General features: G+C 45.2%; 4 protein-coding genes. 2 read left to right on the forward strand and 2 right to left on the reverse strand.

From position 1 onward, the window contains the following. Positions 1 to 57: 57 nt before the first annotated feature. Positions 58 to 1,344 carry a sensor histidine kinase gene (locus tag BEGALDRAFT_RS11135; RefSeq protein ID WP_002690036.1) on the reverse strand — a complete coding sequence of 429 codons (1,287 nt, stop codon included), beginning with the start codon at positions 1,342 to 1,344 and terminating at the stop codon, positions 58 to 60. Between the two features lie 56 nt (positions 1,345 to 1,400). Further along, complete coding sequence (locus BEGALDRAFT_RS11140) at positions 1,401 to 2,198, reverse strand: efflux RND transporter periplasmic adaptor subunit (RefSeq protein ID WP_002690037.1); 798 nt, start codon at positions 2,196 to 2,198, stop codon at positions 1,401 to 1,403. A 336-nt stretch (positions 2,199 to 2,534) separates the two neighbouring features. Between BEGALDRAFT_RS11140 and BEGALDRAFT_RS18280 the strand changes: the two genes are divergently transcribed. Both BEGALDRAFT_RS18280 and BEGALDRAFT_RS19200 read left to right on the forward strand, forming a co-directional pair. Then, entirely contained in the window at positions 2,535 to 3,917 is a 1,383-nt protein-coding gene (locus tag BEGALDRAFT_RS18280) for a hypothetical protein (RefSeq protein ID WP_050978439.1), read from the forward strand. A 138-nt stretch (positions 3,918 to 4,055) separates the two neighbouring features. Continuing rightward, positions 4,056 to 26,392 (forward strand): SdrD B-like domain-containing protein (locus tag BEGALDRAFT_RS19200; protein ID WP_002690041.1); only part of this gene is annotated, 22,337 nt, incomplete at its 3' end.

Here is a 26,392-nt window from a genome sequence, read left to right on the forward strand (position 1 = left end):
TTAAAAACCTAGCAGGTCTCTGTTTTGTTTTATAAAAATCGCCGAACTCAAGTTAAATTACGCTTTTCTTTCATAAGGAAAACGTAAACTCACACAATATATTCCCTCTCCTTCTTGGCGAATTAATTTCGCTTGCGTTCCATAATAAAATGCTAAACGTCGTTGGATATTTTCTTGTCCAATACCATGCCCTTGATGAGTTTTAGGTTCTGTTGGTAAAGGGCTTTCTATGTCTAGGCAGATTCGTTGCCCATCAAATAAACCTGTTACAACAATGACCCCTCCCTCTAATAAGGGTTGAATTCCATAATACACCGCGTTTTCTAACAAGGGTTGTAATGATAATGAAGGGATTAAGCTATCCATCGGTACATTATTCAGTTGCCATTCAACCTGTAAACGTTCACCAAGTCGCAACGTTTCTATATGTAAATATTGTTTACATAAACTGATTTCTTCCTCAATCGTCACGCGCTCGCTCGCATCAGCCAGCGCGACACGAAAGAGTTCAGCAAAGTCTTCAACGGCTTGTTCTGCTTCTTTGGGTTGAAAGCGAATCAGGCTTGCAATGGTATTCATGCTGTTAAAAAGAAAATGCGGGCGAATTTTGGATTGTAAGGCTTGGATATTAGCGTGTGCATTTGAATTGCTTTCTTGTTGTAATGAATATTGTACGTATAGGTAACGTAAGACAATTGCGCTAACAATGGCACTAATGCCTAAATTGCGGAGTAGGAATAGGAGATGTTGTTCGGCTATGGGGCGGAATGGAAAAGGTGTAAGTAAAAAAGCCACTAATTCGCTGAGAATAAAAGCAGTCAAAACAATATTGATATAAACCAGCGTGATTAATGCCTTACGCCCTGTGCTTTTATAAAATAAGTAGCTGAGAACCGCGCCACAAGTAATGGCAATCACTAATGTTGATTGTAGAATCAGCCAAAAATGTTGTACGGCAAAACTAAGATTAGGATGATTGATGTTTTCATCGATGAGCCATGCTACTTCTCCCACAATATTAGTGACCAGTAGAATGATGCAATAGCTGATGATGCCAACAATACTGTTGCTATTAAACTGTGTTAAAAACGGTTTTAAAACACAGAGTGTTGCCATGCTAAAGAGCGTAATCCATTGTACAAAAAGAGAGATAAGGGCTAAATCATTAAAAAAATTGCGAATAGTATAGCCCCAATCAAATCCCACTTTATTGAGCGGGGCTAAAGCAAGGATAAACGCGAGTAATTCTGTGAGTACGATGCCTAAAAAAACACTTTTAACACTGCAAAAGTCTGGTAGAAATAGGGGGGACGTATTCACAGAATATCGGGAGGTTTTTGCCATGATGACGTTATAAAAGCGCGAATAAATTCAGCTTATTATAACAGGTTAGGGATTAACTATGAATTCACTTCAACGAAGCATTTTACGCCAATTCGTAACTTTCCATCGGGGTTAGGCATTTGTACGATGATTTTTACCGTATCAGTACTTGCATCAGTGATAGGAGAAATATAAGTAATTTTGCCTGCTACGGGTGTGAGTTCTAATTGTGGAAATTTAACATTGACTGCTTGGTCAGTTTTTAACTTCAATGCTTCTGCGGTTGGGACGTTAATCGTCGCTTGTAATGGGTTTGTACTCACCAATGTCACCACTTTAACGTCATTACCGCCAACCAATTCGGCAACATCTTTATGTACTTCTGTCACAACCCCGTTGATAGGACTGCGAAGTGTACGGCGTGCAATTTGCGTTTCTAATTGTTTATATTCCATTTCACTGATTTGCATTGCTTCACGGGCGGCTTGGGTCTCCGCAACTGCCGATTCTAATTCGATTTGAGTCTGGCTGACTTCTGATTGCTGTGCGTTACCTTTAGCAAGCAAGGGCAATAAACGGTCTAAGCGGTCACGCCGTAATTTTTCAATTGCTCGAGCAGCGGTTAAACGTCCAGACGCGCCTTTTTTTGCTTTCGCAACCGCTAGCGCGGCAACTAAGATTTGCGAATCTAAAACGACAAGGACTTGCCCTGTTTTCACTTTGTCGCCTTCTTTCACTTTAATGGCTTCTAACACACCCATTTCAGGGGCAGCAACTTCAATTTCTTGTTCTGATTCTGTAAAGCCTTCGTATTCGACCGCAAATGCAAAAGTTCCCCAACAAAGTAACAAACCAAATGGTATGACTTTAAGCATTTTTATCTCCTTTTTTTAAAAAAATAAATTGAATCTTAACACTACTCAAAAATTCAAACTGATTAGTATGATTAATAAAGAATTTTTTTATTAAAAAGCTTAAAAACAGGTGTACTATAAGCTAATCTAAGAATAAACTACAATCAAATTTCATGAAGCCTAAAAAACATTATGTTAAAATAAAGTAATGAATTAAAGCTTTAATTTAAACTATTGATTATAAAAATAAAAACAACTTTAGCTACAGCATTCTTAATCGTTGCTTAAGGCATCGTTACGGTAAAAAACGCCATAAATCGCTATCTATTTAGTATCACTAACAATAGGGTTCTCAACGTGATAAATATTTTTTTAACCCCTATAAAACATAGAAAAGTTTATAAACACCTTGTATTCATTAGTTTGCTGATGTTGATAGCTGGTTCAGCGTGGGCTACTTCACCAAAGGAAGAACAAGAAATTGTATTAGCGGTTGCAACAGTCAATATTGCCAGTGATGATGGCAGCGTTCCTGAAGGTGAGCCTATTTATAATGAAACTGATACGGGATATGAACCAGAAACCGAAGTTCCCCCCGTTTCTGACGGTGAACCCGTTATTGAAGAACCCGCAATTGAGCCTGAGCCAGAAACCGAAGTGCCTCCCGTTTCTGATGGCGAACCCGTTATTGAAGAACCAACAACTGAGCCTGAGCCAGAAACCGAAGTGCCTCCCGTTTCTATTCCCAGTGATGGCCCTAAAACAACAATTACCGCAACTTTGCATGTATTTATGCAGGAAAATACGCATCAGTTAGCAGGCTTTTATTTTGATTTACCTGCATTACCGACAACAGGGCAGTTACAAGCGGCTACCCTGCATTTCAAAAATGCACAAGCAGGGGAATATATAACAGGTCAATTTGATATTTATGCAGAAATGGCTTCTACTCCCGTGCTGTTTTCGCTGAAAAATCCGTTAACACCGCGTCAATTATCCACTTATGCAAGCCCGTATGTGCCTCATAGCCATTGGCAAGCAGATGAAGCATGGACGTTAGACGTAACCCGCCCTGTACAAGCTGTTTTACAAGCAGATCGTTGCAATCAAGCTTTAGCGTTAATTGCGAAAAGCACAGATAAACAAGGTTATAATTTTCAACATTATACGGTTAATGAAAAAACAGTTTATTTAGAATTAACCTTTGCAGGACAACAACAGGTTGCGACTGATGCAAGTCGCTGTATCGTGACACAAGATACATTAACAGCATTAAACGCATTACCCAGTCTTGCAGGATTAAGCGTGGCAAAAACAGCGGAAGGTTTGTTATACGCGACTATTGACGGCGTAAAGTTTATGTTAGCCCCATTAGCATTAGTGGAAAAAAGCTTCACGAAGCAAGCTGTTGAAGCATTATCGGCAGGACAATTCAGTTTTGTATTAGCAAATGGTCAAACTTTAGTCACAACGCCTGTTGTGCAAGATTTACCCGTTTTTAAACAAGCTATTAAGACTATTAATGGTTTAGGAAATGCAACTGTCACGACGACAGCAGATGGCAAAGTCATCATTCAACAAAATGGGGTCACTCATTACACCTTAATACCTGATATCAGCTCAACGCCTGTACTTTCCAGCTCTTCACTGGGATTAATCTTACAAACAGAATATATGTCATTTGTCTTTCTGGATGCTCAAGGACAGAAGCGCGAACAGCGTTTGTATTTTGTTTGGTAAAAATATTGATAGCTTGGTAGGACAGCCTTCATCAATCATTCATTTAAAGAATAAAAAAGCGTGATGATGACGGTTAAAAAATGAATATTCCTTGTTGTGGTGTTCATATTAAACGCCGCATCACTTGTGAGAAATCCCATGAAAAAGACCAAAAAGCCCTCTTATACTGTTCTCTTTGAAAAGTTAGAAGACCGTTTATTACTCAGTGCAAATCCTATCGTTGCCTTAGATGTTCCTGAAGAACAAGCGATAGGTAGTAGTGTTGCTGAACAATTAGACCTGCACCTGCAAGCAAGCCCTGCTGTTAGCGATAGTGCAAGCGATGCCTTACAAACAGAGAAAGAGACTTTAACGGCTGATGCCTCTGCTGGACAAACAGCAAGCAGTACAGCAAGCATTGATGCAAGTACAAAGAGCGCGACGGGTAACACAAGCACCACAGCCAGCAATAGTGCAACGGCAACCAACACAGAGACGACAACAAGTAGCACAACAGCCACAGATTCTAGTGATAGTACAATTACCACCGTTACAAAAGGCGTTAAAATTACCGTTGATACGGATAGCCTTACTCCGACGGCAAGTGCTACATCTGCGAGTGCAACAACCAGTAGTAGCACCGATAAAACGACCCATGATGATTTGAGCGCGAGTAGTACAGATACAACGGCTAACGATACAAGCACTCAAGCCAGCAATACCAGTACAACAGCGACAACCTCAAGTCATGCGACCAGTGTCGATAAGCCCAGCACAACAGCCAGCCAAAGCACATTAGCATCAACAACTGATTCAACCACTGATAAAACCAGCGATGTCCCGCAAGATGATACAACCAGCATTCGCGTCGAAATTGCCTTTGTTGACAGCCGTATTGCCGATTATCAAACCTTAGTCGATAGCTATAAAGCGCAGTCCTCAGAAGCAGTGCAGATGCAAGTGGTGGTTTTATCCACTGAGCAAAATGGGATTTCTCAAATTACCGACGTTTTAAATTTCTATAAAAACGAAGGAATTGCAATTGATGGAATTCATATTTTATCCCATGCCGAATCAGGGTCTTTAACCTTAGGGAATGCCCATTTTTCGCTAAAAGATATTCAGTCAAACAGTAATGCCGCTGAGTTGGTGAAAACATGGAGCGATGCGCTGAGTAGTGGCGCGGATATTCTACTTTATGGGTGTGATGTTGCCAGTGGCGAATTAGGAGTTGAGTTTGTTCAAGAATTACAAAAACTCACGGGGGCTGATGTTGCCGCTTCTACGGATAAAACAGGGAAAGATGGTTTAGGCGGAAATTGGGATTTAGAAACCCAAACAGGGCAAATCGATACACAGGTTGTGACTGGAGATATTGATACGTTGTTAGCGGGCGACCCCGCACCAACAACAACGATTGGTTTGCCCAGCGAGTGGATGATTAACGAAAACTTTACGTTTACGATTGATTTCGATAATACAGGTACGGATATGGGTTACGCACCTTATATCGACCTAAAAATCCCGCAAGGCATGGATTTATTAGCAGGAAAATATTTCATTGCCGAGTTGCTCATGGTGAAAGTTGCCACGTGGGATGGAACACAATGGCTTGATAGTAGTAGTAATCCTGTGACAACGCATTATTATGGCGACCGTGGAGTCAGTTTGCCAAGTTTTGGCACGCCCCAAGTTGGCGACCAGTGGTACACCATTGAATTGCCTTTCGGCAGTTTCGCGCCTGACCAACCCGTAGCAGAATTTCAATTCACCGCAAAATTAAATCCTTTAACGGGAGCTGTTTTTAATACGCCGTTAAGTATCAGTGCAACCAGTGGTTTTAGCTTTGCACAAGATGAATTTAATAACCCTGTTGCAGATAGTCCAAACCTTGCAAACATTACCCGCGAAACAGCGCATTCAGCTTCGATTACGCCGAAAGTGATTACGATTACTAAAACGGCTGATGCTGCTGAAGGAGAAGCTGCGACAGGGGAAAATTTCCCTGTGAAATACACGTTAACGGTTAATGTTGCTAATGGTGCGACGGTCACTGGGATGGACATCATTGATTACTTACCCAGTAATTTACAGCACCTTAATTTAGCGAATTATCATATTGAAGTTGCCCCTGGAACAGTTGTAACAACCGCCGCCCCCACAACAGGACATCCAAATACTGCCGCGAGTGGAAATAACGATTATTTGTTCGAAAATGCAACCGTCACAGGAACAACGGCAACGAATGAAATTGTTATTACTTATTACAATATCGTTCCTGAAAATGATGCGAATAAAAATGTCATTATTTCCCCCACAACAGGGAATGAAGTCACCTCTGTTAATGAATCACAAGTATCAGGAACTTATACTAATCAAAGTGGGATAGATGTAACTGACCAAGTCGTTACTGATGGAACGGTGAATGATGCGAATGATGGCACACCAACAGATGATGAGGACGACGATTACACCTTAATTGACCGTTCTATTGCCATTCAAAAAAGCCATGAAATTGTTAGTAATATCACCGCAACCGCTAACCAAGCCTTAACCTTGCCCGGTAGCGTGGTGAAATATACCTTAGAATTCCAAATTTCTGATTATTTCGACTTCAATAATGTTGTTATTCAAGATTTATTCTCTGATGGTCAACGCTTATATACGCCAACGGGTACTTATGCACCCACCCTACAAATTTTAGGCGATTCTGACAGCGTCTTAGCCACAACAGCCTTTTCAGGTTTTAATACAAGCACGCAAACCGCAACAAACTTTACCTTAACCTTTGACCCGTCAGCCTATCCCACAGGCTATGAATCCAGTAGTTATTTTAATGGCGTTCCACTTTACGACGCGACTTTATTAACGTTTAATGTTTCAGACGAGTTAACCTCACAAGGTTTAGACCGCATTTTAGAAGGCAATCGGATTGCGGCAGCAGACCCCTATGCCAGCGCACTTAACCCTTGGACAAATGGGACAAATACCCCCAATGGAACACGGGGCGTTATTACTTATTACACCTTAGTTCAAGAAGATTTTACGGCATTACATACCGCGTCTGGTTACACGACTGATGCTAGCGTTGACACGGGCGACCGTTTATTTAACAACGTTGCGATTAAAGGCAATATTGTCAATAGCTCAGGCACGGTGATAGGGACAGAAGACGATAACAGCGCGGATACTTTAACCATTGCTGATATTGATATTACAAAGTCTTTATATGCAATTAATGGCAATACAGCAGCTGTGACCAATCCCACCGTATTACAACCGGGGGATGTCGTCACTTATCGCTTGACCGTGGAATTACCAACAGCCGATGCAGAAAATTTTTATTTATCCGACTATTTACCCTTACCAACGTTAGCAACAATCAGCACCACAACGGTTGAAACCTATTCAGGGTCGCCACCCGCAGCAGGTCATGTGAGTTTTGGCCCTAGCCATACGTTAAATAGCGTGATTGATAATTATGATGCTACCGCGCTCGCCCCCACTATTTCAAAAGATGATCTCAATAATAGCCTAAAGATATATTTCGGCGATTTTGACGCAGTAGCCAATACGCCAACCGCAGGCGCGGCAGTTCATGCAACCATCGATATTTTAATTTCTGTTCAAGCCAGTGCTGACCCTTTTTCTGATGGTTTATATCTCACTAACCAAGCTGAATCAGGTCTAGGTAATACCGAAGGCAAACAAAATGCGACCAGTGAAATTGTTCAAGTTTATTTAGTCAATCCTGATTTATCGATTAAAAAAGGGATTATTGCCACAGATAATACCAGTGCTGTATTTAGCGCAACTCCAATGCCGACAGGTGTAACGGCTGACCCCATTTCAGACACAACAGGGGCCGCTTTTACAGGGACTGTGAATAGTAGCAATCTCAGCACAAATCGGATTGACAGTAACTTAAACTTATCTCAGATTGATGCAGGCGATACAGTTCGCTACGCCATTACTATAGAAAATACAGGCGGGCGAGATGCTTACAATGTACAGGTTTCTGATACTGTTCCGACAGGCTTCCGTGTTCCTGATGGTACAACCCTTAGCTCAACCAATTTACGGGTAACGGATGGCGCAGGGAATGCGATAGCCTTTACTGTGGATAGCTTTGATGCGACAACAGGCAACTTTACCATTACCTTAACTGATGGTGCGACAGAAGGCGCGCTTAATCAAGGCTATACCACTGCCCCATCAGGCGGATATATCAATAAAACAACGGTGAGTAATGGCAGTAACATCGCCATTATTACCTTTGACTTAGTCGCTGAAGGCTCAAGTGATGCAAATACAGTTGTTGCCAGTAGTGTAGAGACTAATACGACTAAATTAGAACAATACACCAGCGTAGAAACAGGCGGGACAAACTTTGTCAGTAATGGCGAAGAACCTTCTGATACCGCAACTATCACCATTGCCGCGCCCAACAATCTAGCTAAAAGTATTATTACAACAGGCGTAACTGACACAAATAACAATGCAACTGGGCAAGCCACTATTGGGGAAACTGTTCAATATCAAGTAACAGTAAAAATTCCTGAAGGAAATACTAACGACTTTAAACTGGTTGATACCTTAGATGCTGGTTTAGCCTTTGTCAGTTTAGACAGTGTTACTAGTAGTAGTGCCCTTACGGTTGGTGGAAGTGCGATTACTTTAGCAAGTTTAAATGCAGGTTTAAGTGTTACAGGAAATGGAAACAGCACACCACAAACAGTGACTTTCTTTGGGAGTAGTGGTAGTGATATCGTCAATAGCAATACTAATAATAGTGTTGGCGAAACAATTACCCTGACATATACCGCTGTTGTATTAAATACGACAGGCGCAAATGGTACAGACCACAACGATACCGTCAATAATTCAGTTAAAGCCACATGGGCAAATGATGCAACAGGCATTACCGCTTCTGCACCCAATGTCACCATCAGAGAACCACAAGTCAGCATTACTATCAGTGATGGTGGCTTAACCCAAGCAGATGCGGGCGATGTCATTACTTACACGGTCGTTGTAACCGCAAACAGTAACAGACCAACTGCGCACGATGTACAAGTAAGAGATGTCATTCCTACAGGTCTCACTTATGTTGCAGGTAGTGCAACGATAACAGGCACAACGGGTACTGTCGTTGGTGCAACAATCAGCGAAAGTGCGGGCACTGTCTCTGCCAGTGCTACCTCAATAGCACCAAATTCAACGCTGACATTTACCTTTCAAGCAACTGTTAATACAGGATTAAGCCCTAATAGCACTTTAACCACACCTGCCGAAGTGATTTACACCAGCATGGCAGGTTCTGTGAGTGATACCTCCCCCCACATTACAGGCACAACCGATACAGAACGCACAGGGACTTTTGGCGGTGTAACGCAACCAAATGACTATCGCAGTACAGCCAATGATACGGTCACTATTACCGCCCCAGAACCAGGTAAGAAAATTATCGATACGTCTGAAGCCCATACCAGTGTCGATAAAAGTGCAGACGGTGCAGTACAACTTGCCGTCGGGGAAATTGTTCGTTACGAACTCACCATCAATTTATCGGAAGCAAACTCGAAAAACTTCCAAATTGTTGACACCTTACCAGCGGGGCTAGTCTATTTAGGAGACAACACCACCTTATCTATTAGTAACGCAGTTGATACAGGCGGTAGCATTGTTTTCTCAAATGCAGCAATTGGGAGCGCGCTCAATAACACGATAACCTTCCCGAATGCGAGCGTTAATTACAACGCTGCTGGCAATACCCTCACGTTTAGTCTAGGTGATATTAACAACCAACAAACAGATTCAGCCGATGTCGAATTAGTCACTATCAGCTACAACGCGATTGTTACTAATACCACTGGAGTTGACCGTGGTAATACACTTGCAAACTCTGCACAAGTTTATGTCAACAGTGCCCCTTTAGGCTCATTAGCCAGTGTCACGGCAACCGTTGTTGAGCCTTCAGTATCCATTGATAAAGCCATCATTGCGCCAACACCGACCAATCCTGATGCAGGCGATACCGTTACCTACACGATTACCGTCACCAACGATAACAACACCAACGGCGCAGATGCCTTTAACCTCAACTTAACCGATGTTGTCCCTAGTCATCTACGTTTTGACAGTGCAACGGTTAGTACAGCCCCCGCGACAACCCCTAGCCCCAATATCACCATCACCCCTGTAGGTGGCTCTTTCCCTGATAACACTGGCGACACGTTCACTATTACCGCAGACCGATTAAACAAAGGTGATAGCTTTACCATTACTGTTGTCGCTACTGTTTTAGACTCCATCACCTCTGTTACAAACGTCGACAATACCGCTAATTTAACTTACACCAGCTTACCCAATAGCGGTACACCCAACGGCTCAGGTGATAACACCACAGGTTCAACAGCGGGAACAGCAGGAACAAGTACAGGCGAGCGAACAGGTAGCGGAACAGGTGCTAACGACTACACGGCAACTGACACTGTCACCTTCACAAGTCCAAGACCTGAAGGCACAAAAACCCTTGTTAGCACCTCAGAAGCCCATACCAGCTACACCAATGGCATAGAACGGGTAGCCGTTGGCGAAGTAGTTCGTTACCAACTATCTGCAAAACTACCAGAAGGCACATTTAACTTACTAACATTACAAGATTATTTACCTAATGGACTACAGTTTTTAAATGATGGTACGGCTAAAATAGCATTTGTGTCTGATGGGGGAATTACCCTGAATGCAGGAAATGGCGCGTTAGATACTATTTCTGCTGTTGGCAATGGCGCATTAGTGACGGGCAATAGCGTTGTCACACCAACCTTTACCCTCTCCGCTGACAATATTTCTAGCCAATTAAACACGGATGCTGATGTTTATGCCTCTGGTTCTGATGTTATTTTCCGTCTTGGCACTGTTGTCAATGCAGACCACGATAGCAACGATGAATGGGTTGTCATTGAATTCAACGCGATTGTTGTGAATGAAGTGGCAAATCAGGCGGGAACAACAGCTTATAATGGGTTTGGTATTATCTTAGGTGATAACTTAACAGGCTATGTTGGCCCTGCAACAGATATTTCAAACTATGTCGGTGTTTCCGTTGTAGAACCAATCGTAGGCGTTACAAAAACAGCCAGCCCAACCGCAGGCGATGCCGATGACACAGTAACCTACACCATCACCGTAACCAACAGCGCGACAGGCAATAATGCCGCCGCTGCCTTTGATATTCACGTTTTAGATAACCTCAACGCCCTTGATGCAGGTGCGCACAGCATTGTCAGCATTACCCCCAATGTCGGTGCAACAGGCGCAAATCTTACCAACGCCAGCACAGGCAACATCGTTGACTACACCATTGACCGCCTAGACCCCAGTGAATCCGTCACCTTCACCGTAGTCACCACCTTAACGGGTAACGTAACCCCAGCCCAACTGGTTAATAACGAAGCTAAAGTTACCTACACCAGCCTACCCAATACAGGCACAACCTCGAATCCAACAGGCTCAAACACCTCAGGTGCAAGCGGTGATGCCGATGGCGAGCGCGACGGCTCAGATGGCACAGGTGGACTTAACGACTACACCGATTCAGACACCACCGAAATCACCATCTACAGCAACAACATTTCAGGCTTTGTTTACACCGATATTAACAACGATGGCATTTTTGATGCGAATGGTGCAGACAATATTGCAGGCAATGATGACGATGAAATACCCTTAAATAACGTCACAATCACCCTGACAGGCACAGACCACCTAGGCAATGCTGTTTCTGAAACCACCACCACAAACACATTAGGCTACTACGAATTTACAGGCTTACGCCCTAGCAATGCGACAGGCTACATTGTCACCCAAACCCAACCAACAGGCTATGCCGACGGTCAAGAAATCGCAGGAACAGGGGGAACAACCAGCGTTGTAACCGATAATCAAATAAAAGTCATTATCCCCGAAGGCGCAGACACAAGCTCCACACACAACGACTTCTTTGAAATCCCTGCCCAACTTGGCGACAGAGTTTGGCGCGATGTCAACGCAAACGGCATTCAAGATGCAGGCGAACAAGGCATTGCAGGATTAACCGTCAACCTATTAGACAACAGTGGCAACCTCATAAAATCCGCAGTAACAGATACAAATGGAAATTACCACTTTTACAACCTTATTGCAGGCGATTACCGCATTGAATTTACAGGGGTAGGCTCTGGTACATTAGCAGACAGTGCCTTTACCACCGCTGACGAAGCCACAGCCACCGAAGCAACAGACAGCGATGTGACAGGCAATACAGGCACGGGCAGAACAAACCTCATTACCCTCACCGCAGGCGAAACCAACAACGATATTGATGCGGGGATACGTTGGACAGGAAGCATTGGGGATTACGTTTGGATCGACACCAATAACAACAACCTCCAAGATGCTGGAGATGCACTACTCAGCAATATCACCGTAGAACTCTACGACAGCACAGGCACAACCCTACTCGCCACAACCACCACCGACAGCAGTGGCAACTACCTCTTTGAAAACTTGGCAGCAGGTAGTTACCAAGTCAAAGTAACCCCACCAAGTAGCATGGGCTTTGTCACCGCTGATACGGGTGGCGATGACACCATCGACAGCGACGTCGATAGCACAGGTATTGTTAATGTCACCCTCACAACAGCAAACCTTAACCGCACCGACATCGATGCAGGCTTAAAATTCAACGGCACAGGCAGTATTGGCGACTTCGTCTTTATCGATGCCAATGCCAACGGCATCCAAGACGCAGGCGAAATTGGTATTAATAACGCAACTGTTCAACTCTTTGATGGATTAGGTAATTTACTCAGCACAACCACCACAAATACAACAGGCGGATACCTCTTCACCAACCTCGTGGCAGGCAACTACACCATAAAAGTCAGTGGCGTATCCGCTAGCCTCACCCCAACAGGTAAAGATTTAGGGGGAAATGACGCAACGGACAGCGATATCGACGCAACAGGTGAAACCAGTACAATCACCCTAACTACGGGACAAAATAAACTAGATGTTGATGCAGGCTATGTTTACACAGGGACAGGCAGTATTGGCGACCAAGTTTGGTTAGATTCAGATGCGGATGGAATTCAAGACGCAGGCGAAAGTGGTGTTGCAGGCGTTAAAGTCGAACTCTACGACAGCACAGGCACGACACTATTAGCCAGTATCGACACCGATTCTAGTGGCAACTACCTCTTTGACAATTTAGATACTTCATTAGACTACACCGTCAAAGTGACTGCTCCGACAGGCAGAGCATTTACAACCGCTAATGTCGGTGGTAACGAAAGTTTAGATAGTGATGCCGACAGTAGCGGTGTTATTTCCGCAATTGACCTAAGCGTTACGGCAAATCGCACCGATATCGATGCAGGCTTAACCCTCAATGGAACAGGCAGTATCGGCAATTTCGTCTTTATCGACGCGAATGCAAACGGAATTCAAGACGCGGGTGAAATCGGCATTACGGGCGCAACCGTCACACTTTTAGACAATAGCAACAACCCTTTAGCCACAACTACAACAGACAGTAACGGTGCGTATGTCTTCAACGGTTTAGCCGCAGGTGATTATAAAATCCAAGTCAGTGGTGTATCCGCTAGCCTCACTCCGACAGGTAAAGATTTAGGGGGAAATGATGCAACGGACAGCGATTTAAACACGACTGGAATTAGCGACACTATCACTTTAACCGCAGGTCAAAGTAATCAAACCGTTGATGCAGGTTATGTTTACACAGGGACAGGCAGTATTGGCGACCATATTTGGCTAGATTCAGATGCAGATGGAATTCAAGACGCGGGCGAAAGTGGCGTTGCAGGCGTTAAAGTCGAACTCTACGACAGCACAGGCACGACACTATTAGCCAGTATCGACACCGATTCTAGTGGCAACTACCTCTTTGACAATTTAGATACTTCATTAGACTACACCGTCAAAGTGATTGCTCCGACAGGCAGAGCATTTACAACCGCTAATGTCGGTGGTAACGAAAGTTTAGACAGTGATGCCGACAGTAGCGGTGTTATTTCCGCAATTGACCTAAGCGTTACGGCAAATCGCACCGATATCGATGCAGGCTTAACCCTAAACGGCACGGGCAGTATCGGCAATTTCGTCTTTATCGACGCGAATGCAAATGGTGTACAAGACGCGGGTGAAATCGGCATTACGGGCGCAACTGTTACGTTACTGGATAACAGTAATAATCCCTTAGCCACAACCACGACAGACAGTAACGGTGCGTATGTCTTCAACGGTTTAGCCGCAGGTGATTATAAAATCCAAGTCAGTGGTGTATCCGCTAGCCTAACCCCGACAACTCAAAATGCTGGAGCTGACGATACTGTCGACAGCGATATCGATGCAACAAGTATCACAGCAACCATCACTTTAACCGCAGGTCAAAGTAATCAAACCGTTGACGCGGGTTATGTTTACACAGGCACAGGTAGTATTGGCGACCGTATTTGGCTAGATTCAGATGCGGACGGAATTCAAGACGCGGGCGAAAGTGGCGTTGCAGGTGTTAAAGTCGAACTCTATGACAGCACAGGCACGACCCTATTAGCCAGTATCGACACCGACACAAACGGCAACTACCTCTTTGACAATTTAGATACTTCATTAGACTACACCGTCAAAGTGACTGCTCCGACAGGCAGAGCATTTACAACCGCTAATGTCGGTGGTAACGAAAGTTTAGACAGCGATGCCGACAGTAGCGGTGTTATTTCCGCAATTGATTTAAGCGTCACAAACAACCGTACCGATGTAGATGCAGGCTTAACCCTCAACGGCACAGGCAGTATCGGCAATTTCGTCTTTATCGACGCGAATGCAAACGGAATTCAAGACGCGGGTGAAATCGGCATTACGGGCGCAACCGTCACACTTTTAGACAATAGCAACAACCCTTTAGCCACAACTACAACCGACAGTAACGGTGCGTATGTCTTCAACGGTTTAGCCGCAGGTGATTATAAAATCCAAGTCAGTGGTGTATCCGCTAGCCTCACTCCGACAACTCAAAATGCTGGAGCTGACGACACCCTTGATAGTGACATCGATGCGACCAGTATCACAGCAACAATCACCCTAACCACAGGTCAAAGTAATCAAACCGTTGATGCGGGTTATGTTTATACGGGAACGAGCAGTATTGGTGATCGTGTTTGGTTAGATTATGACGGTGATGGAGTTCAAGACGCGACGGAAACTGTAGGCGTTGCGGGTGTTACGGTCAGTTTATACGACAGCGCAGGCACAACCTTATTAGCGAGTATTGATACCGATGTAAATGGCAATTACCTGTTTGATAATTTAGCAGCAGGTGATTACATCATTAAAGTGACAAAACCCAGTAGCATGAATATTTCTTCAATCAATCAAGGGGGAAATGATGCGCTGGATAGTGATATTGATACGACAACAGGTGAAACAGCCGTTATTACATTAGCGGCAAATACGGACATCACGCATGTTGATGCAGGGTTGCAATATCCTGAAAGTATTAGCGGAACGGTTTTCCATGATTTAGATAATGATGGTGTTATCGACGCAGGTGAAACGGGTATTGCTGGCGTAACGATGACGTTAAAAGATTCTGGTGGTACGGTCATCGCAACGACGACAACGGATAGTAATGGTCAATATTTCTTCGCAGTCAATGCAGGCAATACATACATCATAGAGGAAACACAGCCGAGCGCGTATTTAGATGGTCAAGATACGGCGGGGGTTAATGGTGGAAATACCAGCGTTAACGATACCATCAGCAGTATCACGATTAATTCAGGTGATAACGCGACGGGTTATAACTTTGGTGAGGTGTTAACCAGCAGTGTATCGGGTTATACCTATGAAGATGATGATAATGATGGGGTCAAAGACGCGGGGGAAAGTGCAATTGCAGGCGTAACCATAACGCTAACAGGCACGGATGACTTGGGCAATGCGGTTTCGTTGAGTACAACCACGGATAGTAATGGTTATTATGAATTTACTGATTTACGTCCCAGTGATGCGACAGGCTACACCTTAACACAAACCCATCCAACAGCTTACACCGACGGTACAGACACCGCAGGCACACCATTTGGTGGGGCTTCTTCAGAAACTGCAACCGTGCGTGATGACAAAATCACGGGGATTGTGGTGATTAACGCATCAGGCACAACGGGAACAGATTACAACTTTGGGGAGTTGAAAAAGACTTCTTTAAGCGGTTATGTGTATAACGACATTGATAATGATGGCGTTAAAGATGCGACAGAATCAGGCATTGCAGGTACAAGTGTTCGTTTAACGGGAACGGATGACCTCGGCAATACGGTTGATGTGACTGTTGCAACAGATAGCAATGGTTATTATGAATTTACGGATTTACGCCCTAGTGATGCAACAGGCTACACGCTGACAGAAACCCAGCCGAATGGCTTTGATGATGGAATTGATACCATTGGGTCACAAGGTGGGACAAGTAATAATGATAGCTTTAGCGATTTAGTCCTAGTTGCGGGCACTGTCGGCACAGATAACAACTTCGGCGAAATCTTTAACCCGCTGTTAGAAAAAACGATTGTTGCAACCTCTGAAACAGGTACAACAGGCAATAATCCAACGATTGGCGAAATTGTGCGCTATCGCTTAACGGCGGAAGTGTATGAAGGCACGATGACGAATTTACAAATTCGGGAAAGTCTGCCCGCTGGTTTGCAATTCTTAAATGATGGGACGGCAACGGTTGCTTTTGTCAGCACTAATACCAGCAATATCAGCACAAACGACACGACTTTAAACAGTTTAACAGGCTTAAAAGTCGCAGGGGATGAAACCAGTGTCGGGACAATTACGCCGAGTGCTTTCTTACCTGATGCCAATATTTCTACCAGTGTCAGCACTAATAGCGATGTATATGCGTCAGGTACGGATGTTTATTTCAAACTCGGTAATCTGACAAATAGCAATCTGACTGCGAATAAAGAATTCGTTGTGATTGAATTCAACGCGCTTGTTTTAAATGAATCTGCTAATCAAGCAGGGACAAACCTAGAAAATACATTCACGTTACTGTATGACCAAAACGGTGATACAAATCCTGAAGATAGCAAGACTTCTGATACGGTGACAGTAACTATTGTTGAGCCTGAAATCAGCAATTTAACTAAGACAATCAGCTCTAGCACTGCAACACCGCCTGATGAAGGCGATACGCTGGTTTATCAAATCACTTACAGCAATACAGGCACAGCCCCCGCTTATGATGTGCTACTCACTGACTTTTTAGATGATGCGGATAAAGTTGCACCATTTGATGGGTCTTTAGAATTAGTTGACGCACGGATTGCAAGTTCTTCACCTGCCTTAAATGCGGGTGATATTACTATCACAGAAAATTTTACCGATAACAGTGCGGAAATCCTCATTAATACCCTTGAGATTGGTCAATCCGTGACGGTAGAAATTGAGGTTAAAGTTAAAGCAGGAACAGCTCCCGCGACTGATTTAGACAACACAGCAGATATTAGCTACAACAGTTTACCCAATGGTGGAACAGGCACACCCAGCAATCCCACAGGCTCAGACACACCAACCACCAGCGGGACATCTACAGGCGGACGTGATGGTAGCGATGGCTCAAGCGGTTTAAATGACTATGTTGATAGCGATAACGCGCCAACAGAAACAACAGGCAATGCAAATTCACTCGGCGATTATGTCTGGTTCGATTTCAATGGTGATGGGGTACAAGATGCCAATGAAAAAGGCATTCCTAATGTTACCGTCAATTTATATTGGGCAGGGGCGGATGATGTTTTAGACGCGGCGGATTTAGTCACGCCGTATAAGACAACAACGACAGATGCTAATGGTTATTATCAATTTACTGATTTGCCCGCTAGTACCTTTAAAGTGGTATTAGACAGTACAAATTTAACCAGCTTAACCCCAACAAGCGATTATGACGGCATTGCAACAGCCAATGAGGCAACGGTCACTTTAACCAATACAACCGATGAAACCGATGTTGACTTTGGTTATGTCGGTAGCAATAGCATCGGCGATACAGTTTATTTAGACCTAGATGCTGATGGCGTGGAAGATATGGGCGAAATTGGTCTGCCAAATGCCGAAGTGACTTTAACATGGACATTTAACAGCGCGACCATTACAACAACGACCACAACTGACCAAGACGGCAAATATTTATTTGCAGGCTTACCCGCAGGCACAGACTACCAAGTCACTGTTACGCCTAGCAGTGTCAGCGGTGCAAATCTAACAACCGTTGGTAGTTACAGTAATATCAGCTTAACCAATAATACAGACCACTTAACGGCTGATTTTGGTTTTGTCGGTACGGGTTCAATTGGGGATTATGTCTGGAATGATGCCAATGGCGACGCTGACCAAGATTTAGGCGAGGCAGGTATTGCGGGTGTCAGTCTTGATATTTACCTAGACCGCAACGGCGACGGCTTACTGGATGCAGGTGATGTCAAAATCACCACGACAACGACCAATCCGAGCGGTTACTACACTTTCAATCATCTTCCTGAAGCAAAATATATTGTTGATGTCACTGATACCTCAAATTTATTAGACGGCTTCATTCTCACGGGTGGCACAGACCCGCAAGCAGTGACTTTGCCCGCTGGTGGCAATATTGTTTCGGTTGACTTCGGCTATCAACAACAAGGCGCGGTGATAGGCGATTATGTTTGGCACGATGCCGATGGTGACAGCGTGCAAGATGTGACAGAAACAGGCATTGCAGGCGTACAAGTTGATTTATACGTTGATACCAATAGCAACGGCGTGTTAGACATCGGCGATACCTTGGCAGATACCCGCACAACAGATGCAAATGGCTACTACCAATTTACCGATTTAACGGTTGGTCGTTATCTCGTCGATATCGTTGAAGCGACTTTACCGACAAATTATCAAAACACGACGAATAATGAACCTTTTGTGGCAAATATCACCACGCCTACCCAAATCATCAGCAATGCCGACTTTGGCTATCGGGAACAAGCTGGCATCGGTGATTATGTTTGGTTAGATGCAAACGGCGACGGCGTGCAAGATGTGGGTGAAACAGGACTTTCTAACGTCAGTCTTGCGTTATACCGTGACAATAACGGCGACGGCATTATTAACGGTACAGACAGCGTGATTAAAACCGTCTTAACCGATGCAAACGGCGCGTATTTGTTTAAAAACTTAGATGCAGGAAGCTACGTCGTTAAAGTCACTGATAGCTTTGGCGTATTAGCAGGACTATCACAAAGTTACGGCGCAAATACCTACGCTAAAACCTTAATTGCGGGTGAATACGATAAGGATGCTGATTTCGGCTTTACCGACCCTGCAACGGGCAGTATTGGCGATTACATTTGGAATGATGCGGATGGCGATGGTATTCAAGAGACAGGCGAAACAGGTATCGATGGCGTTACCTTAGAATTACGCACCGCAGGCACGGATGGCTTATTTGGGACGGGTGATGATGTTGTTGTTGATACCACGACAACCGCTAGCGGTGGGGCTTATCACTTCACAGGCTTAACGAAAGGGGCTTATCAAGTTGTTGTCACCGATACGGGCAACCTCTTAAATAACTTTGCACTGACCAAAGACCCCGACAGTATCGCAGATGAAAAACACGCCGTGACTTTAAGCGTGGGACAAATGGTGAACACCGTTGATTTTGGGTATCAACAACGTGATGGACGAATTGGCGATTTAGTTTGGAATGATACAAATGCTGACGGCATTGTCGACGGCGGTGAATCAGGCGTTGTAGGGGTCAGTGTTACCCTATACCGCGACACCAATAACAATGGTGTTTTAGATACAGGTGATGTGAGCCTTGCTGTTACAACGACAGATGCAAATGGCTTATATGAATTTACCAACTTAGCCGCTGGTAAATATCTTGTCGATGTTGATACCACAGGCACGCTTGCAGGCTACACCTTAACCAGTACCAGCACCAAAGGTGCAGAGCCGATGCCTGTCACGTTAAGCGCGGGACAAAACTTTATCGAGGCAGACTTTGGCTATCACGACCCACAAACGGGCAATATTGGCGACCGTGTTTGGAATGATACCGATGGCGATGGCGTGCAAGACACAGGGGAAACAGGTTTATCAGGCGTTTCCGTTACCCTGAGAAATGCAGGCACAGATGGCATTTTTGGCACAGGTGACGATACCACCGCAACCACGACCACAGACACATCAGGCAATTACAGCTTTACAGGCTTGGATGCAGGAAAATACCGTGTAGAAATCACCAACCCCACAGGCGACTTACCCAACTATGCCCAAACAGGCGACCCAGACGCAACCAAAGACCATCAGCATGAAATCACCTTAAGCGCGGGGCAAACGGTCACAACCGCCGATTTTGGCTATCAATTGCAAAATAGCAGTATAGGCGACACTGTTTGGAGCGATACAGACGGCAATGGTTTACTAAATGGCGGTGAAACAGGCATTAGTGGTGTTACAGTTACTTTACTCCGCGATAACGACGGCAATGGCACGTATGAAACTACCGTTGCGACTCAAGTCACGGACGCAAACGGCAACTATTCATTTACCCAATTGCCCGCAGGCAAATATCGCGTTGATATTAATACAACAGGCGTATTAGCCAGCTATGTACAAACGGCTGACCCTGATGCCACAAAAAATAATAGCCATACCTTAACGTTAGCGAACTCCAGCAATATCGACACGGTTGATTTTGGCTATCAACAACTGGCACAAATTGGCGATACCGTTTGGAGCGATTTAGACAGTGATGGCGTTCAAGATACAGGCGAGGCGGGGATTGCAGGCGTAACCGTTGCGTTATACCGCGATGTCAACAACAGCGGGACTTATGATGCAGGTGATACCTTAGTCACCACACAAACCACCGATGCAAACGGCAATTACCATTTCTTAAAACTCGCTGCTGGGGCTTACATCGTCACAGTAACAGATACCGCAAATGTTCTCGGCTTATACGTACCGACAACCTCCGAAACCAAAGCTATCACCCTGAGCGCAGGTGAAACCAACGACACCGCTGATTTTGGCTATGCAGACCCGAAAACAGGCAGTATTGGCGACACCATTTGGAATGATGCCAATGGAAACGGTGTGCAAGACACGGGCGAAGTTGGTTTAAGCGGTGTGACTGTGAGCTTAAACAGCGCAGGCACTGATGGCATTTTTGGCACGGCGGATGATGTCGTGGTCGATACGACAAGCACAGACAGCACAGGTACTTATCACTTTAACAACCTGCCCGCAGGCAAGTATCAAGTTGTCACCACGCCACCGACTGGCTTCACCCAAACCGCAGACCCTGATACGACAAAAGACCACACAACGCTTGTGACGCTCACGGCAGGGCAAATGGTGACAACCGCAGACTTTGGCTATCAACAATCGGATGCCCATATTGGCGATTTAGTCTGGCACGATGCCGATGGCGATGGCATAAAAGACGCGGGCGAAACAGGTATCGATGGCGTAACGGTTGCGTTATATCGTGATGTCGATAATAACGGTGTGTTAGATATCGGCACAGATACCTTGTTAGAAACCCAAACCACCAGCGGGGGTGGTATTTACGCCTTTGACAACTTAATTGCGGATAACTATCTGGTTGCGGTCACAGATACCGCTAATGTCCTCTATAACTATCAAGCAATTAATGGCGGGCAAGCAGTTGCAACCCCGCACGCGGTTAGCTTAAGCGCAGGTGAACAGCTAGACACCGTTGATTTTGCTTATCAACGTTACGCCAGTATTGGCGATTATCTCTGGTTAGATGATGGCGATGGCGTGCAAGAAGCGGATGAATTCGGCGTTGTGGGCAATTATGGTTTATCAGGCGTTACCGTCAATTTATACAGTGATGATGATAGCAGTGGCACGCTAACCTTTGGTGATGCCTTAATTGCGACTGTTACGACAGATGTGAATGGTAAATATGACTTCACCAAATTACCCGCAGGGACTTACATTGTTAGCGTGACCGACACAAACAATGCTTTAGCAGGGTTAAGCGCGTCAACACCGCAAAATAAAACTGTTACCGTAACGTCAGGTCAAGACTATAACGATGCTGATTATCCCTATACCGACCCACAAACCGCGAGCATAGGCGATTATGTGTGGGACGATAAAAACGGTAATGGCATTGCAGAATCAGGCGAAACAGGCTTTGAAGGCGTAACGGTCAACTTGTACCGCGACAATAACGCTAATGGGGTTTATGACGCAGGCGATACATTAGCCGCCACGACAACGACAGACCCCTTAGGACATTACAGCTTTACCAAATTACCGAAAGGCGATTACTTAGTTGATGTCGCAACAGGCATTCCGACGGGATATGTTTTAACAGGCGGAACAGACCCGCACGCGCTCAACTTATCACCCGCAGAAACCTATAACGATGCTGATTTTGGTTATCAACGCCAAACTGCCAGTATTGGCGACTTAGTCTGGCAAGACCAAAATAGTAACGGGGTTTTAGATGGTATTGAAACAGGGATTGCAGGCGTAACCCTGAATTTATACCGCGACACGAATAATAACGGCACGTTAGACACGGGAGACAGTCTTGTTGCAAGCACAACAACCGACTCGACAGGACATTACAGCTTTAACAACCTGCCCACAGGACAATATTTTGTCGATGTCACTGATACAGGTGGAAAACTCGGCGGTTACACCTCAACAACGCATAACGACCCCTTACTTGTCAGCTTGGCAGAAAACCAAACCTATTTAGCGGCTGATTTTGGTTATCTGTCTAACCCCGTCTATCAAGGTGCGGTGGGTGACCAATTATGGCTAGATAATGATGGCGATGGACAACTGGATACGGGCGAACCTGTTTTAGCCAATATTGACGTAACCTTACGCGAAGCAGGAAGCGATGGCGTATTTGGCACAGCCGACGATGTGATACGGACAACCACCACTAACAGTGCGGGTCAATACCAATTCACAGGCTTACCAACAGGCTATTATCGAGTTGAAGTGAATACCAGCCAATTACCTGCTGGCGTAAGCACGACAACGCCTAACAGTAGTAATCCATTCTTACTGAGTAATGTCCAAAGTAAACAAGATGTTGACTTTGGTTATCGGGGAACAGGTTCACTAGGGGATTATGTCTGGTTAGATACTGATAAAGACGGGATTCAAGACACCAGCGAAACAGGACTGGCAGGCGTTGCGGTACAAATGACATGGGCAGGCTTAGATGGTAATTTAGCGACAACAGCGGATAACGTCACTTATAACACCGTGACCGATGCCACAGGTCACTATAAAGTGAACCATCTTCCCGCAGGACAATATCAAGTCAGCTTAACTTCTGGCTTGCCGACAGGCACGACCATTACCGTTGGTGCACAATCAATGGGAAGCTCTTCCGCCACCGTGACGCTACCCGCTGGGACAAATAAACTCGACGTTGATTTTGGCGTAGCAACGACAACGGATAAAGGCAGTATTGGCGATACCGTTTGGCTAGATAATGATGGCGATGGCATTGTTGATACAGATGAATTGCCCTTAAGCGGCATGACTGTCACCTTAACAGGCGCAGGCACAGATGGCATTTTAGGCACATCAGACGATACTCACGTAACCACCACAACCGACAGTAACGGCAAGTATTTATTTGATAATTTATCGCCTAATACCTATCAAGTCAGCGTCACCACGCCGTCAGGTTTAACCCTAACCACGCCAAACAGTTTAAATCCCGTGACATTAACCAAAGACCAAGTTATCGATACGGTCGACTTTGGTTACAAACCACAAAATACAGCGTCATTAGGGGATTATGTTTGGATAGACAGCAATAACGACGGCTTACAAACCGCAGGAGAAACAGGCATTGCGGGCGTAACCATGCAAGCCATTTGGGCGGGTGTAGATGGCAATTTAAACACCACTGCCGACAATCTGATATTCACCACTGTTACCGACAGTAATGGCTTATATCACTTTGCCGACCTACCCGCAGGCGTGTATCAAATCAGTGTTTCAGGCGTATCAAGCACCTTAGCCCCGTTTGCGGGTGGGCAATCCGTTGGCACAGGGACAACAACCTTAACCCTGAGTACGGGACAAATGCGCACCGATGTCGATTTTGGCTATCGTCCGACACTCGGCAGTATTGGCGACACCGTTTGGAATGACACAGACCAAGATGGCACACAAGACCCTGATGAAGTTGGCATTGCAGGTGTCACCGTTACCTTAACCAGTGCAGGCACAGATGGCATTCTCGGCACAGCCGACGACACCACCCAAACCACCACGACCGACAGTAACGGACAATACCGCTTTAACGACTTACCGACAGGCAATTACACCGTCAGCATTACCCCACCGACGGGGAGCACTTTAACCACGCCGCCTGTTGTTAATATCCCGCTTGCCCCGCAACAAATTGTCGACACCGCTGACTTTGGCTTATACAACCCCAATCAAACGGGCAGTATTGGCGATACAGTTTGGTTCGACGCAGACCAAGACGGCGCACAAGATACAGGCGAAACAGGCGTTGCTGGCGTTATCGTGACCTTAACAGGCGCGGGCTCTGATGGCGTTTTCGGTACTGCTGACGATATTACCCGCACACTGACCACAGACAGCAACGGACAATACCGTTTCTCAGGCTTAGAAGCGGGCAATTACACCGTCAGCGTAACACCGCCAACAGGCAACAGTTTAACCACACCGCCAACAGTTAGCATTAATCTAACCCCCCAACAACAATTTGATGCGGCAGACTTTGGGCTTTACAACTCAACAACCCCGCCCCCCGCTCCGACAGGACGCATCGGTGATACGGTTTGGAATGATACTGATGGCGATGGCGTGCAAGACCCGACAGAAACAGGGGTTGCAGGTGTTACGGTTAAATTAACCAATGCAGGTGCTGATGACATTTTTGGCACACCTGATGACACCGTCTTAACCACCACAACCGACAGCAACGGACATTACCAATTCGTCAACTTAGACGGAGGCTTATATCAAGTCTCTATCGTACCGCCAACAGGCACAACGATAACCACGCCTAGCCGTCTCAATTCCTTCACGTTAGCGGATGGACAACAAATTGATACCGTTGATATTGGTTTAATCCAACCCACAGGCACAGCCACTATCGGCGATACCGTTTGGAGCGATACCGATGGCGACGGTGTCCAAGATACGGGCGAAACAGGCGTTGCAGGCATTGTCGTAACCCTACAAGGTGCGGGCAAAGATGGCGTATTTGGTACGGCTGACGATACCTTGACCAATACAACAACCGATAGTAATGGACACTATCAATTTACCCACGTTGATGCAGGTTCATATCAAGTCAGTATCACACCGCCCAATGGCACAGCCTTAACAACACCAAATAGCTTGAATCCCTTCAGTATCACAACAGGACAAAACATCGACACCATAGACTTTGGTTTATACAAACCCACAGGTACTAGTAGCGTCGGTGATACGGTTTGGAATGATACTGATGGCGATGGCGTACAAGACCCGACAGAAACAGGCGTTGCAGGCATTGTTGTGACCTTACGAGGGGCAGGCAATGACGGCGTATTAGGCACGGCTGATGATTTAGTCATGAGCACAACGACCAACAGCGCGGGACAATACTTATTTAGCAACTTAACGGCAGGTTCATATCAAGTTACGATTACCCCACCGACAGGGACATCTATCACAACCCCCAATAGTAGCAATCCGTTTAATTTAGCGAATAATCAACAAATTGATACGATAGACTTTGGGCTTAATAAACCGACAGGCACGGGTAAGATTGGCGATACCGTTTGGCATGATGTAGATAGCGATGGCGTGCAAGACCCTGATGAAACAGGTGTCGGTGGTGTCACCGTGATATTAACAGGTGCAGGTAAAGATGGCGTGTTTGGCACAACTGACGATACAACCGCCACGACCATCACCGATGCAAAAGGACAATATAGCTTTGATAAGTTAGATGCAGGCTTATACAAAGTCACGATTGTTCCGCCTCAAGATATGCAAGTGACCACGCCCAACAGCTACAACCCCGTTACCTTAGCCAATAATCAAACAATTGATACCATTGATTTTGGTCTGACTAAACCAACAGGCAACAGCTCCATCGGCGACACAGTTTGGAATGATAAGGACAAAGACGGCGTTCAAGACTCTGATGAAACACCTGTTTCTGGTGTAGTCGTGACCTTAACGGGTGCAGGTAAAGATGGCGTATTCGGCACGGCTGACGACACCACTTTAACCACAACAACCGACAGTAACGGCAAATATCTGTTTGATAATCTGGACGCAGGGATTTACAAAGTCTCGATTGATGTTTCAAGTGATAAAGAAATTACCACGCCTAACAGCTTTAA

Source organism: Beggiatoa alba B18LD, from assembly GCF_000245015.1.
GTDB lineage: Bacteria > Pseudomonadota > Gammaproteobacteria > Beggiatoales > Beggiatoaceae > Beggiatoa > Beggiatoa alba.

Coding starts and splice junctions, on each gene's coding strand:
- BEGALDRAFT_RS11135 (WP_002690036.1), bottom strand. CDS start 1,344: ATGGCAAAAACCTCCCGATATTCTGTGAATACGTCCCCCCTATTTCTA.
- BEGALDRAFT_RS11140 (WP_002690037.1), bottom strand. CDS start 2,198: ATGCTTAAAGTCATACCATTTGGTTTGTTACTTTGTTGGGGAACTTTT.